This window comes from Curtobacterium sp. RIT-PI-V (assembly GCF_025642935.1).
GTDB lineage: Bacteria > Actinomycetota > Actinomycetes > Actinomycetales > Microbacteriaceae > Curtobacterium.
The window spans coordinates 35,693-51,421 of the sequence record NZ_JANZKM010000001.1 but is presented as its reverse complement, the minus strand read 5'-3'; the positions used below and the strand labels follow the sequence as shown (position 1 = coordinate 51,421).

At 71.0% G+C, this 15,729-nt stretch carries 16 protein-coding genes; 13 read left to right on the top strand and 3 right to left on the bottom strand.

All coding sequences use genetic code 11. From position 1 onward, the window contains the following. The first annotated feature begins 160 nt into the window (after positions 1-160). From OGL88_RS00270 to OGL88_RS00245, 6 genes are all read left to right on the top strand, one after another. On the top strand, positions 161-1,654 hold the full coding sequence (locus OGL88_RS00270) for an APC family permease (RefSeq protein WP_263089310.1): 1,494 nt from the start codon (positions 161-163) through the stop codon (positions 1,652-1,654). Positions 1,655-1,734: 80 nt separating this feature from the next. Then, positions 1,735-3,756: a primary-amine oxidase gene (locus OGL88_RS00265; protein WP_263055124.1), complete on the top strand. Its 2,022-nt coding sequence runs from the start codon at positions 1,735-1,737 to the stop codon at positions 3,754-3,756. A gap of 1 nt (position 3,757) precedes the next feature. Next, positions 3,758-4,375, top strand: coding sequence for a hypothetical protein (locus OGL88_RS00260; RefSeq protein WP_263055123.1), 618 nt, complete (start codon positions 3,758-3,760; stop codon positions 4,373-4,375). Positions 4,376-4,938: 563 nt separating this feature from the next. Continuing rightward, entirely contained in the window at positions 4,939-5,121 is a 183-nt protein-coding gene (locus OGL88_RS00255) for a hypothetical protein (RefSeq protein ID WP_123292879.1), read from the top strand. Positions 5,122-5,146: 25 nt separating this feature from the next. After that, positions 5,147-5,668 carry a MarR family winged helix-turn-helix transcriptional regulator gene (locus OGL88_RS00250; RefSeq protein ID WP_263055122.1) on the top strand — a complete coding sequence of 174 codons (522 nt, stop codon included), beginning with the start codon at positions 5,147-5,149 and terminating at the stop codon, positions 5,666-5,668. A 155-nt stretch (positions 5,669-5,823) separates the two neighbouring features. Beyond that, on the top strand, positions 5,824-6,438 hold the full coding sequence (locus OGL88_RS00245) for a TetR/AcrR family transcriptional regulator (RefSeq protein WP_263055121.1): 615 nt from the start codon (positions 5,824-5,826) through the stop codon (positions 6,436-6,438). Positions 6,439-6,581: 143 nt separating this feature from the next. On the opposite strand, the gene OGL88_RS00240 is transcribed toward OGL88_RS00245, so the two are convergent. Together OGL88_RS00240 and OGL88_RS00235 are read right to left on the bottom strand one after the other, a co-directional pair. After that, positions 6,582-7,718: a Gfo/Idh/MocA family protein gene (locus OGL88_RS00240; RefSeq protein WP_263089309.1), complete on the bottom strand. Its 1,137-nt coding sequence runs from the start codon at positions 7,716-7,718 to the stop codon at positions 6,582-6,584. Beyond that, complete coding sequence (locus OGL88_RS00235; RefSeq protein ID WP_263055119.1) at positions 7,694-8,494, bottom strand: sugar phosphate isomerase/epimerase family protein; 801 nt, start codon at positions 8,492-8,494, stop codon at positions 7,694-7,696. The genes OGL88_RS00240 and OGL88_RS00235 overlap by 25 nt, the downstream gene beginning before the upstream one ends. A 256-nt stretch (positions 8,495-8,750) precedes the next feature. On the opposite strand from OGL88_RS00235, the gene OGL88_RS00230 reads away from it, so the two are divergent. The 5 genes from OGL88_RS00230 (at position 8,751) to OGL88_RS00210 (ending at position 13,774) form a co-directional block, all read left to right on the top strand. After that, the gene (locus tag OGL88_RS00230; protein WP_263055118.1) at positions 8,751-10,049 is read left to right on the top strand and encodes an MFS transporter; all 1,299 of its coding nucleotides are present in this window, start codon (positions 8,751-8,753) and stop codon (positions 10,047-10,049) included. Positions 10,050-10,053: 4 nt separating this feature from the next. Continuing rightward, positions 10,054-11,286, top strand: coding sequence for an MFS transporter (locus OGL88_RS00225; RefSeq protein WP_263055117.1), 1,233 nt, complete (start codon positions 10,054-10,056; stop codon positions 11,284-11,286). Between the two features lie 10 nt (positions 11,287-11,296). Then, a complete protein-coding gene (locus OGL88_RS00220; protein WP_263055116.1) occupies positions 11,297-12,619 on the top strand; it encodes a carboxylesterase family protein in 1,323 nt (440 codons plus the stop codon). Between the two features lie 63 nt (positions 12,620-12,682). After that, positions 12,683-13,255 carry a TetR/AcrR family transcriptional regulator gene (locus OGL88_RS00215; protein WP_263055115.1) on the top strand — a complete coding sequence of 191 codons (573 nt, stop codon included), beginning with the start codon at positions 12,683-12,685 and terminating at the stop codon, positions 13,253-13,255. Between the two features lie 78 nt (positions 13,256-13,333). Next, entirely contained in the window at positions 13,334-13,774 is a 441-nt protein-coding gene (locus OGL88_RS00210) for an NUDIX hydrolase (protein WP_123311152.1), read from the top strand. Between the two features lie 9 nt (positions 13,775-13,783). Here the strand turns inward: OGL88_RS00210 and OGL88_RS00205 are convergent, their stop codons facing one another. Continuing rightward, positions 13,784-14,152: a VOC family protein gene (locus OGL88_RS00205; protein ID WP_240347509.1), complete on the bottom strand. Its 369-nt coding sequence runs from the start codon at positions 14,150-14,152 to the stop codon at positions 13,784-13,786. A gap of 54 nt (positions 14,153-14,206) precedes the next feature. On the opposite strand from OGL88_RS00205, the gene OGL88_RS00200 reads away from it, so the two are divergent. Both OGL88_RS00200 and OGL88_RS00195 read left to right on the top strand, forming a co-directional pair. After that, complete coding sequence (locus OGL88_RS00200) at positions 14,207-14,845, top strand: nucleoside/nucleotide kinase family protein (RefSeq protein ID WP_131878042.1); 639 nt, start codon at positions 14,207-14,209, stop codon at positions 14,843-14,845. Between the two features lie 37 nt (positions 14,846-14,882). Then, entirely contained in the window at positions 14,883-15,716 is an 834-nt protein-coding gene (locus OGL88_RS00195) for an SDR family oxidoreductase (protein ID WP_263055114.1), read from the top strand. Positions 15,717-15,729: the final 13 nt, after the last annotated feature.

Here is a 15,729-nt window from a genome sequence, read left to right as displayed (position 1 = left end):
ACGCAAACGAGACGCCTCCGACGAGCGCGTCCCATTCGGCGGCGACAGGGCTTCACGCCGGTGGAACGGCACCGCAACGGCGGCACGGGACCGTGGTCACACCCAGCACCACCACCTGCGATCCCCACCCACCCCGTCCCACCCGAACCGGAAGGCCACGATGTCCAGCATCACGAAGGACCCCGCGTCACTCGGAGCCGCACCCGCGCCGCAGCGGACCATGCGCGGCTCGCTCGGCGTCACCGCGATCGTGTTCATGGTCGTCGCGGCCGCCGCCCCGCTCACCGTCGTCGGTGGAGCCGCCCCGCTCGGCATGCTGCTCGGCAACGGCGTCGGGTTCCCGTCGCTGTACGCCGCGTCGGCCGTCGTGCTGCTGCTCTTCTCGGTGGGCCTGGCGGCGATGACCCGGCACGTGCCGCGGCCCGGTGCGTTCTTCACGTTCGTCGGACACGGGCTCGGTCGTCCGGCCGGCGCGGGAGCCGCCACGCTGGCCCTCCTGACGTACACGACCATCCAGGTCAGCGTGCACGGCTACATCGGGTACCTGCTCGGCGTCACCGTCACGGGCCTCGGCGGACCGGACATCCCCTGGTACGTCTGGTCGCTCGTCGTCGTGGCGCTGGTCGGGATGCTCGGCTACCGGCACATCGACCTGTCGAGCAAGGTGCTCGGCGTGATGCTCGTCGGCGAGGTCGGCATCGTGCTCGTCCTGGTCGCGGCGATCGTGTTCCGCGGCGGGGCCGACGGCCTGTCCCTCGCACCGTTCGAGCCGACGCAGATCATGTCCGGGTCGCCCGGCGTCGGGCTGATGTTCGCCATCGCCGCGTTCATCGGGTTCGAGGCCACCGCGATCTTCCGCGACGAGGCGAAGGACCCGGAGCGGACCATCCCGCGTGCGACGTACACGGCCGTGATCGGCATCGGCGTCTTCTACACGCTCGCGTCGTGGGGGCTCGTGATGGCCTGGGGCCCCGGCGGCATCCTCGCCGAGGTCGCGAAGGACCCCGGATCGCTCATCCTCACCACCGCCGCGCAGTACATCGGCAGCGCGGGGGAAGCCGTGCTCAACGTGCTGCTGCTGACGAGCATGTTCGCCTGCGTCCTGTCGTTCCACAACGTGATCACCCGGTACCAGCACTCGATGGCGAACGCGTCGCTGCTGCCCGGCCGGCTCGGCGACGTGCACCGGAAGCACGCGTCTCCGCACACCTCGAGCCTCGTGCAGACCGTCACCGCCGCCGTGCTGATGGTGCTGTTCGCGGTGCTCGGCCTCGACCCGGTGCTGCAGGTGTTCAGCTGGTTCGCCGGCGTCGCCACCCTGGGCGTCGCGATCCTGATGGCCGCGACGAGCCTCGCCGTCATCGTGTACTTCCGCCGCAACCCCGGTGACCGGCGGGTCTGGAACACCGTCGTCGCGCCCGTCCTCGGGTTCCTCGGGCTCGTCGCCGCCGCCGTCCTGATCTGGGTGAACTTCCCGACGCTCGTCGGCGACGTCGACGCCTCCGGCGCCAGCGTCTTCGGCGTCGTGAGCATCGTGCTCACCGGCCTGGTCGTGGTCGTCCCCGTCATCGGCGTGGTGCAGGCGGTGGTGCTGCGACGCCGCAGTCGGAGCCGCTACGAGCAGATGCTCGACCGTCTCGCCACCGAGAGCTGACCCGCCGGGCGCACCACGCGCCTCCCGGCCGAACCGACCCGACCCCACGCACGACGCAACGCGCAAGGAGCACCACGCACATGACGATCACCGACCCGACCACAGTGACCACCACCACGCACCCGCTCGGCAGCCTGACGCCCGACGAGTTCACCGCCGTCCGCGACCTCGTCACGGCGCAGCCGGACTGGACCGACACCACCCGGTTCGCCTACGTCGGCCTCGAGGAGCCGCACAAGCAGGAGGTCCTGGCGTGGCAGGCCGGCGACGGCCCCCTGCCGGACCGCACGGCCCGGGTGATGCTGCTCGACATGGCGACCGGTCGCTCCACCGACCGCGTCGTGTCGATCACCACCGGCGCAGTGCTGCGGACCGACGTGCTCGACGGGTCCCGCGGCCAGCTGCCCGTGCTGATCGAGGAGTTCGACGCCGTCGGCGAGATCGCGAACGCGGACGAGCGCTGGGTCGCCGCCCTGGCGAAGCGCGGCCTGTCCGCCGACGAGGTCAAGTGCGTGCCGCTGTCCGCCGGGTACTACGACTACCCGGAGGAGCAGGGCCGGCGCATCCTGCGTGTGCTCGCCTTCAAGCAGGACCACCCGGCCGACCACGTGTGGGCGCACCCCGTCGACGGATTGTCGGCGTACGTCGACGCCGCGAACCGTGCCGTCACGCGGATCGTGGACGTGGCGGACATGCCCGTGCCGACCACCTCGGGGAACTTCGACGACCCGGCGATGCAGTGCGAACCGCTCGACCTCAAACCGATCGTCATCACCCAGCCGGAGGGGCCGTCGTTCCACGTCGACGGCGAGTTCGTGGAGTGGGCGAACTGGCGGTTCCAGGTCGGCTTCGACGCCCGCGAGGGACTCGTGCTCCGCCAGCTCTCGTGGCAGGACGGCGAGCGGCTGCGTCCGATCGTGTACCGGGCGTCGATCGACGAGATGCTCGTGCCCTACGGCGACCCGTCCCCGGTGCGGTTCTGGCAGAACTACTTCGACACCGGCGAGTACCTGTTCGGTCGGTTCACGAACTCGCTCGAGCTCGGCTGCGACTGCGTCGGCGAGATCCAGTACTTCGACGCCGTGCTGGCAGACGAGCTCGGCAACCCGCAGACCATCCGCAACGGCATCTGCATGCACGAGGAGGACTTCGGCACGCTCTGGAAGCACGGCGACATCTACACCGGCTCGCAGGAGGTCCGTCGGTCCCGCCGCCTGGTGATCTCGTTCTTCACCACCGTCGGCAACTACGACTACGGCTTCTACTGGTACCTGTACCTGGACGGCACGATCGAGTGCGAGGCGAAGCTCACCGGCGTGCTCTTCACCAGCTCGTACCCGGGGCGCTCGGCGTCCGGCGACGACTACCCGTACGCCTCCGAGGTGGCCCCCGGCCTCGGTGCCCCGTACCACCAGCACCTGTTCTCGGCGCGGCTGGACATGATGGTCGACGGGCTGTCGAACGCGGTGGACGAGGTCGACGCCGTGCGGGTGCCGGTCGGGCCGGGCAACGAGCACGGCAACGCGTTCACGAAGTCGGTGACCCGGATCGCGTCGGAGTCGTCGTCGGGTCGTCTCGCCGACGCGTCGAAGGCCCGCACGTGGTTCGTCTCGAACACCGAGGAGCGCAACCACCTCGACCGCCCCACCGGTTACGTGCTGTACCCGCAGGACGCCCCCGTGCTGCTCGCCGACGACTCGTCGTCGGTCGCCGCCCGCGCCGAGTTCGCCCGCAAGCACCTGTACGTCACGCAGTACGACCCGGCGGAGCGCTTCGCTGCCGGCGACTTCGTGCACCAGAACCCCGGCGGTGACGGGGTCGCCCGGTACGTCGAGGGGGACCGACCGCTCGACGGCGAGGACATCGTGCTCTGGCACACCTTCGGCCCGACGCACTTCCCGCGGCCCGAGGACTGGCCCGTCATGCCGGTCGACTACGCCAAGTTCACGCTCAAGCCGTACGGGTTCTTCCCGCGGAACCCGGCGCTCAACGTGCCGGCGGCCATCGGGGCGACCGCGGCGTCGCACTGCTCGCACCGAGCGTCCGGAGGCGTCGAGGCGGCGCACGACGCCGTCGCACACGACCACGGGCACGGACACTGACGTGACCGACCTGCTCGGGCTCGCCGCGATCGTGCCGGCGTCCGCCGGGGCCTGCTGCACGGTCGGGGCATGGCGCCCCGGCCGTGCGGTCGACGTGGTGGCAGCGGTCGTGATGGTGGCCGCGATGGTGGACGGGGCATTCGGACCACGCGTGCTGCCCGGGGTGCTCTGGTTCGTGGTGCTCGCGCTGCTCGCCGTGGTCGTCGCGGCGGTGCACCGGGTGCAGAGCGCGTCCGGTGCACCCGGTGCGTCCGGTGCACCCGGTGCGTCCGGTTCGGACGGGAGGCCCGGGTCGGCTCCGGGGATCCGGGGCGCCTCGGCGCACGGCCGGTTCGGGCGACTGCACGCGGCGCTCGGTCTGCTGGTGATGGGCGCGCTGGGCGTCGGCATGGCGCACGACCCCGGCATGACCGGCATGACGGGTGTCGGCATGCACGGACACGGCGGCGCGGTCGCCGTCACGTGGCAGGTCGTCCTCGGTGGCCTGACCACCGGCTACCTGTGGCTCACCGCCCACATGGTGCGGGACGGCATCCGGCGTCGGGCCCGGGCGCTTCCCGTCGTCGAGACGCTCGCGATGGGGATCGCGGTGGCGGTCATGGCCGCAGCGATGGTCTGAAGGGCCGGAAGGCATCCCGCGACGGTGAAGCCGCCGCGGGATGCCTCGAGCACCTAGCCCTTCCGTTCCAGGTCGTACAAGAACCGCGCCACGGTCACGAGCAAACTCGCGATCCCCAACCACGGAACCTGACGCCTGCGGTCGGACTCGTTGTCCTTCGACATCGAGTCCTCCTCTCGGTGTCAGCCGGCCGACACGAACGAGCGGAGAGCCAGGGATGCGTACGAGAGCGTGCCCGCGTACGCTTGCTCCCGAGCGCTCAGCTCGGGAAGACTTGTTTCCCTGGCTTTCCACTCGGAGAGCTGATCGAAGCCCACCACCGTGGCTGCGGTGGTGGGCTTCAACTTTGCCCGGATGCACCCCCTCGGCGAGAGTGGCATCTGATGTGCAGCGTATCGGAGCGCCTTCAGTCGCATGCCCCTGACGCGCACTGGTGCGCGAAGCGATCGGTTCCGCGCGCGAAACGTACATTCTGCGAACCGTTCGTTGCGGAAAACGTTCACGTCGTGAAAGAGTTCGAGCGTCCGCAGGGGACGAACGGCCGCAGAAGGGCGGGATCAGACATGCACAGCACGTACTCCGGGATGCCTCGGGCGGCACGGATCGGTGGCAGCCACACCCGCATCGGTCTGACCGACCCGGCAGTGATCGACGCCTACGTCGAGCGCCGCATCGAGGACCCGTCGCTCCTCGCCGGGCGCGCCGAGCCGGCGTACGCCGACTTCTTCACCGTCCCCGCCGCGTAGCGAGCAGCAAGGAGCGCATGATCGCATGCCGTTGACCGTCGTCCGTCGAGAGCACGCCCACCTCTACACCCGCGAACCCCGATCCGAGGCCGCGAAGACCGCCGTCGACGCGCTGCTGCGCCTCCAGCACGCCGAGGAGCAGCAGATCGAGTCCGCCCGCATCGAGAGCGGGTTGAGCAAGAACGAGTCGCTGGCGATCCGGTACATGCTCCAGGCGCACCGCGACGGTCGCACCATGGGCCCGAAGGACCTCGCCGTCATGCTCACCGTGTCGAACGCCTCGATCACGAAGCTCGTGGACGCGCTCGTCGACAAGGAACTCCTCGTCCGCACCGCGCACCCCACCGACCGACGGGCACAGGTCCTCGAACCCACCGACCTCGCCGCCGAGAAGATCGATGCCTCGTACGCCCGCTTCCACGAAGCCGTCGTCGGGGTCCTCGACCACCTGTCCGACGCCGACAACGCCGTCCTCGCGGAGTCGCTGACGAAGATCAGCGATGCCCTCACCGAGGGGCTGCCCGTGCCGGTGGACGAGTACGACTGACACGATCGCGGTCGACGGCCGGGGCCGACGCGACCAGACGGACGTGACCCGGGGCAGTCGTCGCGACCGCGTGAGGGCGGGAGGCGCGGTGCGGCCTCGCCACGGGCCTCCAGTCCAGGGGTGGCGCTAAAACCTTCCAGCGGTAAGTTGGGTGCATGACGCACCCCGCCGACGACGACGCGGCCCCGCCGCGACGCGGCGGGTACCGCAAGGGAGCCGAGCGCCGGACCCAGATCCTCGACGAGATGATCCGCATGGTCGCGGAACAGGGCGTCGACGCATCGTCGTTGCGGTCCGTGGCCGAAGCCCTCGGGATCACCCACGCGGCGCTCCGCCACTACTTCCCCAACCGCGATGAACTGCTGCTCGCCGTCTACCGCGAGCACGAGGTGCGCGAGCAGGGGGCGCCCGACCGGTTGGAGTCGGCGATCGGGGACATGCGCGACAGTGCCTCGCGCAACCGTGCGGTGCCGGGCCTGGTGCAGCTCTACACGACGCTCGCGGCCGACGCCGTGCAGGAGGGCCACCCGGCGACCCGTGACTTCATGCGGGAACGGTTCACGCGGCTCCGGGCCGACCTCGCCGCGCTGATCGAGGCGGACCAGGCGGCGGGACGGATCCGCGGAGACCTGGACCCGGTCGACCTCGCGAGCTTGAGCATCGCGGCGTCCGACGGGCTGCAGGTGCAGTGGTTGCTCGACCCCGAGGCGGTCGACGGCGAGAAGGTGCTGCGGTTGCTCGAGCAGATCGTGCCAGCGCCGCCGGAGTGAGCGCGGCGCGTGCGTTTCGCGGCGCGCTTGCGCTTGCGTGGCGCGTGCGCGTGCGCTTCGTGAGCAGAAATGGTCGGGTCCCCGTTCGGGACCCGACCATTCCTGCTCACCAGGTGCGGCGCGGTGCGCGACGCACGACGTGACTACGCGTTCGCGGCCTCGGCGAGGACCGCGGCGGCGGGGTCGAAGTCCTCGGGGAGCGGCTGGATCGGGTCGATCGACGAGGTGATCTCGACGGACTGACCCGACTCGGCGGCGTCGCGGATGCCGAGCATGACGTCCAGCGCGTGCGAGGCGACGGCACCGGAGGCGCGCTCCGGGCGGCCCTCGGCGATCGCGCGGGCCAGCTCGACGACACCCGTGCCGCGACCCCAGGTGGAGCCCTTGTGCGTCAGCGTGGTCGGCTCGTCCTTGCCGAGCGTCCACAGCGTGCTGTCACCGTCGAAGACGTTCGGGTCCGGCAGCACGATGGTGCCCTCGGAGCCGTTGATCTCGACGAAGCCGTTGCGGGGCAGCGCGTGCTGGAACGACAGGGTCGTCTGCGCCGACTGGCCACCCTCGAACGAGATGAGCGCTGCGTGGTGCGTGGGCACCTCGACGGCGAACTCGGTGCCGGCGCGGGGGCCGGAACCGATCACGCGCGTCTCGCGGGACTTCGACGACACGGCCTGAACACGCGAGGCGGCGCCGAAGGCGTGCAGGAGCGTCGTGACGTAGTACGGCCCGATGTCGAACAGCGGACCGGCGCCCTGGGCGTACAGGAACTCGGGGTCCGGGTGCCACTGGTCCGGTCCGGGCACGTGGAACATCGTCGTCGCGGTGAGCGGCGTGCCGATGTCGCCGCGGGCGATGGCGCGGATGGCGGTCTGGATGCCGGCACCGAGGACGGTGTCGGGCGCGGTGGCGTAGCGGACACCGGCAGCCTCGGCCGCGGCGAGGAGCGCCTGCGCGTCCTCCGCGTTGGTCGCGACGGGCTTCTCGCTCCAGGTGTGCTTGCCGGCAGCGATGATCTGCTGGCCGACCTTGGCGTGCTCGGCGGGGATCGTGATGTTCACCACGATCTGGATGTCGTCGCGGGCGAGGAGCTCCTCGACCGTGCCGGACGCGGGGACACCGTACTTCTCGGCCTGCGACGCGGCGCGCTCGAGGATGAGGTCGGCGACCATCAGGACCTCGACGTCGGCGAACTGGGTCAGGTTCGTCAGGTACTGGTCCGAGATGTTCCCCGCACCGATGATGCCGACTCCGATGCGGCTCACTTGTCGTTGTCCTTCAGCCATGCGAGGGACTCGGTGATGCCCTGGAAGACGTCGCCCGAGTAGGCGTCGAACTCGACGACGCGGATGGCCTGCGGCGCCGCGGCGAGGATGCCCGCCACGTTCACGTCGCCCTGGCCCGCGGGGGTCTGGTTCTCGAACGCACGCTGCAGCGCCTCGGGCACGACGAGCGCGCTCTCCGACGAGGGCAGCGCGGTGAGGATGTCGCCGTCGACCTTGCCGTCCTTGACGTGGATGGCGACGACGCGGTTGCCGAGTGCCCGCAGCACGGCGGGGGCGTCGGCGCCGCCGACGGTCGCCCAGAAGGTGTCGAGCTCGAGCACCGTCTCCGGGCTGATCTGCGACACGAAGTGGTCGTAGACCGTGCGGCCGTCGACCTTGTTCGTGAACTCCCACTGGTGGTTGTGGTAGCCGAACTTCAGGCCGCGCGAGGCTGCCTCGGCGGTCAGGACGTTGACGCGCTCGGCGATCTTCGCGACGTCGTCGGCGGTCTGCCAGCGGTCGGTCGGGATGAACGGGTCGATGACCGTCTGGATCCCGAGGCGCTCGGCGGCGTCCCAGATCGGGGCGGTGTCCTCGGCGTCGATCACGGCGACGTGGCCGGACGGTGCCTTGAGGCCGGTCGCGGCGAAGGCGCGCTCGAGGTCCGCGGCACGCTCGACGAACGCGTAGGGCTCGACGTTCTCGTACCCGATCTCGGCGACGCGGGCGATGGCCTTGTCGAGGTCTTCGGCGATGGCGTCTCGCAGCGAGTACAGCTGCACAGAAGTGGTGGGCATTGCTCAAGGCTCCTTCGGTCCTGTCTGGGTGTCGCGGCACCCAGGTGGCACAGCACCGGGTGTCGCAGTCCGTCGAGGAGCGATGCTCCACGGCGAGATCGATGACGACGCTACCCCAAAAACCACCCGGTGTGTAGTTTTTGCGTCCTCTCGTGTCGCACGTCGGTACATGAACGACACCTGTCGATGTATGCTCAGCCAGTCAAAACCGTGCAGAGGATGGTTTTGGTCACCAGCATCGACTCAAGGAGGCGTCATGAGCACACCCGAACCCGGCAGCCCGGCACTGTTGCACCCCGAAGAGGGCATCACACAGCCGATCAGCACCGTGAAGGTGGGCGTCGGCTACCAGATCGCCCTGTTCCTCGGGCAGTTCGGCCTCTTCGTCGCACTCATGGCACCGGTCTACGTCAGCATGCAGCTCAAGGCGCAGGCCCTGGTCGGTGACGACGCGGCGAACGTCATCGGCTCGGTGCTGCCGATCGGCGCGTTCGGTGCGCTCATCATGAACCCCCTCGCCGGCGCGCTGTCCGACCGCACCCGCACCCGCTGGGGTCGTCGTCGGCCCTGGCTGCTGAGCGGTGTCGTCGTCTTCGCGATCGCCCTCGCCTGGATCGCCTACTCGCCCGACGTCCTGAACCTGACGTTGGCCTGGCTCCTCGCCCAGCTCGCCGCCAACGCGACGCTGGCCACCCTGCTCGCGAGCTTCGCCGACAACGTCCCCCAGCTGCAGCGCGGCCGCTCGTCGAGCATCATCGCCCTCGCGCAGAACATCGCCGTGCTCGCCGGCACCTACCTGTCGGTGTTCTTCGTCGCGAACCTGCCCGTGCTGTTCATCGCGCCCGGCATCCTGGCGATCATCCTCGTCGCGGTGTACGCCGTGGTCGCCCGTGACGACCTGCCGACGTACAAGCTGAAGAAGTTCACGTTCCTGAACCTCATCGCCTCGTTCTGGACGAACCCGATCAAGAACCCGGACTTCGCATTCGCCTGGTGGTCGCGCTTCCTGATCATCTTCGCCACCTTCATGTTCACGACCTACCGACTGCTCTACATGGAGAAGCACCTCGGCATCGAGGACGCGAAGGAGGCCACCGCGGCGGTCGCCTTCGGTGTGCTGCTCTACACGATCGCGCTCCTGGTCAGCGCGGCACTGTCCGGCTGGGCATCCGACAAGATCGGCCGTCGCAAGGTCTTCGTCGGCGGTTCGACGGCGATGTTCGCCGTCGGCCTGGTCGTGCTCGCGCACGCCGACACCGTGAACGGCTTCTACGTGGCCGAGGTCATCATGGGCTTCGCGTACGGCATCTACTCGGCCATCGACACCGCGCTCGTCGTCGACGTGCTGCCGAACGCCGACCGCCCCGGCAAGGACCTCGGGGTCATCAACATCGCGAACGCGCTGCCGCAGTCGCTCGCTCCGGCCGTCGCACTGTTCTTCCTGAAGATCGGGTCGGGCGACGCCGCCGACAACTACACGCTCATGTGCTGGGCCGCCGGCGCGATCGCCATCATCGGTGCCCTTGTGGTGATCCCCATCAAGCGGGTTCGATAGCCGGATGCACACCTCCGGGGTCGACGTGGACCGCAGCCAGCTCGCCGGGTGGCGGAACGCGATCATCGTCGCGTTCGCCATCGGCGGGATCAGCCTGGCGGGTTGGGGTCCACGGCTCCCGGAGCTCCGCGTCGAACTCGGTGTCGACATCGGCACCATCGGCCTCATGCTCGGCGGTGTCACGATCGGCTCGATCGGGGGCCTGCTCAGCGCCGCCCCGCTGCTCCGGCGCCTGGGCGGCCGACGTGCCCTGACGGCGGTCGCCGTCCTGGTCCCCGCCGCACTGGCGCTCATCGGCGTCGCCGCCGCGCTGCACTCCGTGCCGCTCGCGAGCGTCGGGTTCGTCATCGCGGGTGCCGGGATCGGCGCGCTCGACGTCATGGCGAACGTCGAGGGCACGGCGATCGAGGCGCTCGCCGGTCGCACGCTGCTCCCGTTGATGCACGCCGCCTGGTCGGGAGGCGCGGCCCTCGGCGCCGGGATCGCCGCCCTCTGCGCGTGGCTGGGCATCACCCCCTCGGCCCAGTTGATCGGTGAGGCCGTCGTCATCCTGGTGGTCGGCGTGATCGCGATGCGCGCGATCCCGGACGGCACGCGCGCCGAGGAGCACGACACGACGCTCACCCCGCGGCAGCGCCTGCGGCAGTGGGCGCGTGGCTGGGCGGACGTCCGACTCCTGCTGATCGGCGTCGTGATGCTCGGCGTCGAACTCGGCGAGGGGTCGGCGAACAACTGGCTCGCCCTCGCGGCCACCGACGGACACGGCCAGACGGCGACGGTCGGCGCGCTCTTCTTCACCGTGTTCGCGGTGTCCGAGGCCGCGACGCGCGTCTTCGCCGGCCCCGTCGTCGATCGACTCGGACGGGTCCGGACGGTCCGCTGGACGACCGCGCTCGGCATCCTCGGCGCCGTCCTGTTCATCGTCGGCACGACCTGGTGGCTCACGCTCATCGGCGTGGTCCTCTGGGCGGTCGGCGTCTCGATGGGGTTCCCCCTCGGCATGTCGGCAGCGGCGCAGAGCGGCCCGAACCCGGCTGCCCGGGTCAGCGTCGTCGCGTCGATCGGGTACTTCGCGAACTTCGCCGGCCCGCCCGTCATCGGCGCGATCGCCGAGCAGGTCGGCGCGCTCAGCGCACTCTGGTTGATCGCCGTGCTCTTCGTGGCCGCCTTCGCCGCATCCGGATCGCTGCGTCCGGTCGCCGAGCCGACCCACGAGCGGGTCAGCGACCCTCGGTAGCGTGGAGCCCATGCTCGACGCGACGCCTGCCCCGTTCGACACCCCGGCCGGCCGGATCGTCGGGACGGTCGACGGCACCGTGGTGCGCGTGCTCGGGGTCCCGTACGCACGGGCCGACCGGTTCGCGCGGCCGGAGCCGATGCCGCCCTTCACGAGTGAACTGCACGCGTCGACCCCGTCGCCCGTGGCACCGCAGCCGCACGCCCAGTTCGTCGACCAGCTGCTCGACCCGGTCGAGGACATCACCATCGACGAGCACTGCCAGCGCCTGTCGATCACCCTGCCCGCCGACGTGGCACCCGACGAGCGCCTGCCCGTCATGGTCTGGATCCACGGCGGCTCGTACGTCATCGGCGGCGGCGACCTACCGATCTACGACGCCCGCGACCTCGTGACCGAGCAGCGCGTGGTCGTGGTCTCGGTGACCTTCCGGCTCGGAGTCCTCGGGTTCCTGGGCGACGGGGCGTCGATCCCGGCGAACCTGGGGCTGTTCGACCTGCTCGAGTCGCTCCGCTGGGTGCAGGCGAACATCGCCGCGTTCGGTGGCGACCCCGACCTCGTCACGGTGTTCGGGCAGTCCGCCGGCGGCGACGCAACAGCCCACCTGATGATCAGCGACGGCGCGGCCGGGCTGTTCCGCCGAGCGATCATCCAGAGCGCACCGCTCGGGTTGTCCCGCGGTCGGTCCCGGATGAACCGCGCGATGATCCGGGCCGTCGGTGCCGTGCACGCCGACACTCCGCTCGACGACCTGCTCGAACGGCAGGCCCTCGGGACCCGTGCAGCCGCGCCGTACGGACTCGCGGGCGGGATGCCGTTCGGCACCCAGTACGGGTTCGCCCCGTTGCCCCCAGAACGCGACCTCGACGCGGCCTGGAGCCGGGTCGCTCCCGACGTCGACGTCCTGATCGGTTCCGCGACGGACGAGACCGGCATGTACGTGCCGTTGGTCCGCGGTCTGTCGCGGGTCGCCCGGTCGCGGATCCTGCGCCCGGCGCTCCGCTGGTGGGTGGTCCGTCCGCTCTCCGACGTCATCTACGGCCGCGACGTCCGACGCTTCACGGCGCGGCACCGTCGAGCCGGTGGGCGGGCGACGTCCTACCGGCTCCTCCGTGGCGTGACCACCGTGCCGACCGGCGCCGTCCACATGAGCGACCTGCCGCTGCTGCTCGGCGGCCGCGAGGCCTGGGCAGGCACCCGCTTCGTCCCCGAGCGCGACTGGCCCGAGGTCGAGCGGCGCGGCCGGGCCTTCCGTGCGATCTGGGCCGAGTTCGCCCGGACCGGTGCCGTCACCGCCCCGGACGACGAGACGCTGACCTTCGATCGGCACTGACCGTCTCCGCGCCCCCTGAACTGGCGGTCGCGTGGTCTCCCCCGGGACCGGACAATCGTCAGCATGCCCACGCCCGACGCCGATCTCCGTGCACGCATCGTGTCCGGTGCGATCGAGGCGTACCGCGCGACGGACTTCCATCGGGTCGGACCGGACGAGGTCGCCGAGCACGCCGGGGTGCCGGTCGCCGAGGTCGGCCGAGCGTTCCCGATGTGGGAACTCCTCGTCGTCGCCGTCATCGACCGGTGGAACAACGGCAGCCGACTCGCGCTGTGGCCCGTCGCCGAACGAGACGGTGCCGTCGCGTACCTGCGCGCCCGGCTCGAGGCCGGCATCACGGACCCGGCCCTCGTCCGGCTCCGGATCGCCGTGCTCAGCGCCGCGTCGAACCCCGGCCACCCCGCAGCCGGGTGGTTCCGCACCCAGTACACCCGGGCGTTCGAGGACCTCACCCTCGCCCTGGTCCGTGAACCGCGCGGCGCCTCGCCCCGGCACGCAGCCGAGCAGCTCATGGCACTGTTCGAGGGGCTGCAGCTGCAGGCGATGGTCCGCGACGACGCCGAGCCGCTGAGCGGCTTCGACCGCGCCGTCGCGCGGATGCGAGTCGGTTGGGCGGCAGCGCGCGTCGACGCCTGAGGACTCCGAGCGGGAGCACGGACAGGAGGCACGGCGCGGCTTGCGTGCGTCGGCTCGCCCACCTGGCATGGTCGGCCCATGGAGTACACCGACTACGACACCCGGCTCGCCGCGTACGGCGTGATCACGGACGGTGACCGGGTGCTCCTGGCGAAGCTGCGCTTCCCCGAAGCCGGCACGTGGACGTTGCCGGGCGGCGGCGTCGAGTTCGACGAGACCGTCGAGCAGGCCGTCGTGCGCGAGGTCCGCGAGGAGACCGGGTACGAGTCCGAGGTCGGCGCCCTGCTCGGCGTCCGGCACCACGTCGTCCCCGCCGAGCGCCGGATCCACGCCAACGGGCGCCCGATGAAGGCCGTGCAGGTCGTGTTCCGCGCGACGGTCGTCGGGGGCGCACTGCGCGACGAGGTCGACGGGTCGACGGACGAGTCGCGCTGGCTGCCCATCGCCGAACTCCCGCACCACCGGCACGGGCTGCTCGTGCCCGTCGCACTGGCGTGGGCGGGCGCGCTCACCCGCTGACGCGACTCGCTACTCGGCGAGGACGCTCAGGACGTTGCCCGACGGGTCGGTGAACCAGGCGATGAGCGGGCCGCCCTTGCGGTTCACGCCCTTCTCGTCGGTCATCCCCTCGTACTGCAGGAACGCGACGCCCTTCTCGGTGAGCTCGTCCACCGCGGCGTCGACGTCCGGCACCGGGAAGTTCAGCACCGTGAAGGCAGCCGGTTCGTGCGCAGGGCCCTTCGGGTAGACGAGGACACCGTGGCCGTCGCCGAGCTGCAGGAAGAGCATGCCGTGGTCCTCGGTGACCTCGACCCCCAGGACGTCCTGGTAGAACGCCTTCGCCTCCGGGACGTCCCGCACCGAGAACCCGCTGAACGCCTTCGTCGCATCGACCATGCCGCCAGTGAACCACCCCGACCCGGTGTCGGCGCGCTCTGCCAGGATGGGGCCGTGAGCCACCCGGACAGCAGCGTCGACGACGCCGTCGAGCGTGCGGTCGAGCTGGCCTCGGCGGGGCCACGGGCAGTGCTCGGCATCGCGGGTGCTCCCGGTGCCGGCAAGTCGACCCTGGCCCGCCGCGTGGTCGCCGCCGTCGACGAGCGACTCGGGGCCGGCACGGCGGTGCAGGTGCCGATGGACGGCTTCCACCTGTCGAACGCCGCGCTCGACGCCCTCGGCCGGCACGACCGCAAGGGCGCAGTCGACACCTTCGACGCCGACGGCTACGTCGCCCTGGTCCGACGACTCGTCGCTGCCGACACCACCGTGTGGGCGCCGGACTTCGACCGCCGCATCGACGAGCCCGTCGCCGGCAGCATCGCCGTCCCGCCGACCGCCCGGCTCGTGGTGTCCGAGGGGAACTACCTGCTCGACGACGCCGAACCGTGGGCAGCGCTCGGCGACCTGTTCACCGAGACCTGGTTCTGCGCCGTCGACGACGGGGTGCGGGTCGACCGCCTGGTCGGTCGGCACATGCGTCACGGACGCGACCACGACGCGGCGCGCGCGTGGGCGGTGGAGGTCGACGGCGTGAACGCGGCGAGGGTCGCGCCCACGGTGATCCGTGCCTCCAGGACGGTTCGGACGTGACCATCAGAACGACGTGACACCGAACGAAGGAGCGACCATGACCATCGCCATCACCGGAGCGACCGGCAACATCGGGGGCACCGTCGCGCGCGCGCTCGCCGCGGACGGCGTTCCGTTCCGGATGATCGTGCGCGACGCAGCGCGCGCCCCGGAGTTGCAGGGCGCCGAGGTCGCGGTCGCGACGTTCGCCGACGCCGACGCCAGCCGCGCGGCGCTCGAGGGGGTCGACGTGCTCCTGATGGTGTCGGCGGCCGAGGCCGAGGACCGGCTCGACCAGCACCGCACCTTCGTCGCAGCAGCTGCCGAAGCCGGCGTGCGACACGTCGTCTACACGTCGTTCCTCGGCGCGGCCGAGGACGCGACCTTCACCCTCGGGCGCGACCACTGGGCGACCGAGCAGGCGATCCGCGCGACCGACACGGCGTACACGTTCCTGCGGGACAGCTTCTACCTGGACTTCGTCGAGGACCTGGTCGGCGAGGACGGCGTGATCCGCGGGCCGGCAGGCGACGGCGCCATGGCGGCGGTCGCACGTGCGGACGTCGCACGGGTCGCGACGGCCGTGTTGCGGGACCCGGGTGCGCACGTGGACAGCACCTACGAGCTGACCGGGCCCGCGGCGATCACACTCGCCGAAGCCGCTGCGGTGGTGTCCGAGGTGCGCGGCCGCACGGTGACCTACCACCCGGAGACGTTGGACGAGGCGTACGCGTCTCGGGCGCAGTGGAACCCCGCGCCGTGGCAGGCCGATGCGTGGGTGAGCACCTACACGGCGATCGCCGAGGGGGCGCTTGCGCACGTGTCCGGCGACGTCGAACGCATCACGGGCCAGCGTCCGATGTCCCTGCGCGAGGTGCTCGCCGCGCGGTAGCGCAGCGCAGCGC

What these genes read in the sequence shown, in the direction of transcription:
- OGL88_RS00270 (WP_263089310.1), top strand. Translation starts at nt 161, where the DNA reads ATGTCCAGCATCACGAAGGACCCCGCGTCACTCGGAGCCGCACCCGCG.
- OGL88_RS00265 (WP_263055124.1), top strand. Translation starts at nt 1,735, where the DNA reads ATGACGATCACCGACCCGACCACAGTGACCACCACCACGCACCCGCTC.
- OGL88_RS00255 (WP_123292879.1), top strand. Translation starts at nt 4,939, where the DNA reads ATGCACAGCACGTACTCCGGGATGCCTCGGGCGGCACGGATCGGTGGC.
- OGL88_RS00250 (WP_263055122.1), top strand. Translation starts at nt 5,147, where the DNA reads ATGCCGTTGACCGTCGTCCGTCGAGAGCACGCCCACCTCTACACCCGC.
- OGL88_RS00245 (WP_263055121.1), top strand. Translation starts at nt 5,824, where the DNA reads ATGACGCACCCCGCCGACGACGACGCGGCCCCGCCGCGACGCGGCGGG.
- OGL88_RS00240 (WP_263089309.1), bottom strand. Translation starts at nt 7,718, where the DNA reads ATGGCTGAAGGACAACGACAAGTGAGCCGCATCGGAGTCGGCATCATC.
- OGL88_RS00235 (WP_263055119.1), bottom strand. Translation starts at nt 8,494, where the DNA reads ATGCCCACCACTTCTGTGCAGCTGTACTCGCTGCGAGACGCCATCGCC.
- OGL88_RS00230 (WP_263055118.1), top strand. Translation starts at nt 8,751, where the DNA reads ATGAGCACACCCGAACCCGGCAGCCCGGCACTGTTGCACCCCGAAGAG.
- OGL88_RS00225 (WP_263055117.1), top strand. Translation starts at nt 10,054, where the DNA reads ATGCACACCTCCGGGGTCGACGTGGACCGCAGCCAGCTCGCCGGGTGG.
- OGL88_RS00220 (WP_263055116.1), top strand. Translation starts at nt 11,297, where the DNA reads ATGCTCGACGCGACGCCTGCCCCGTTCGACACCCCGGCCGGCCGGATC.
- OGL88_RS00215 (WP_263055115.1), top strand. Translation starts at nt 12,683, where the DNA reads ATGCCCACGCCCGACGCCGATCTCCGTGCACGCATCGTGTCCGGTGCG.
- OGL88_RS00210 (WP_123311152.1), top strand. Translation starts at nt 13,334, where the DNA reads ATGGAGTACACCGACTACGACACCCGGCTCGCCGCGTACGGCGTGATC.
- OGL88_RS00205 (WP_240347509.1), bottom strand. Translation starts at nt 14,152, where the DNA reads ATGGTCGATGCGACGAAGGCGTTCAGCGGGTTCTCGGTGCGGGACGTC.
- OGL88_RS00195 (WP_263055114.1), top strand. Translation starts at nt 14,883, where the DNA reads ATGACCATCGCCATCACCGGAGCGACCGGCAACATCGGGGGCACCGTC.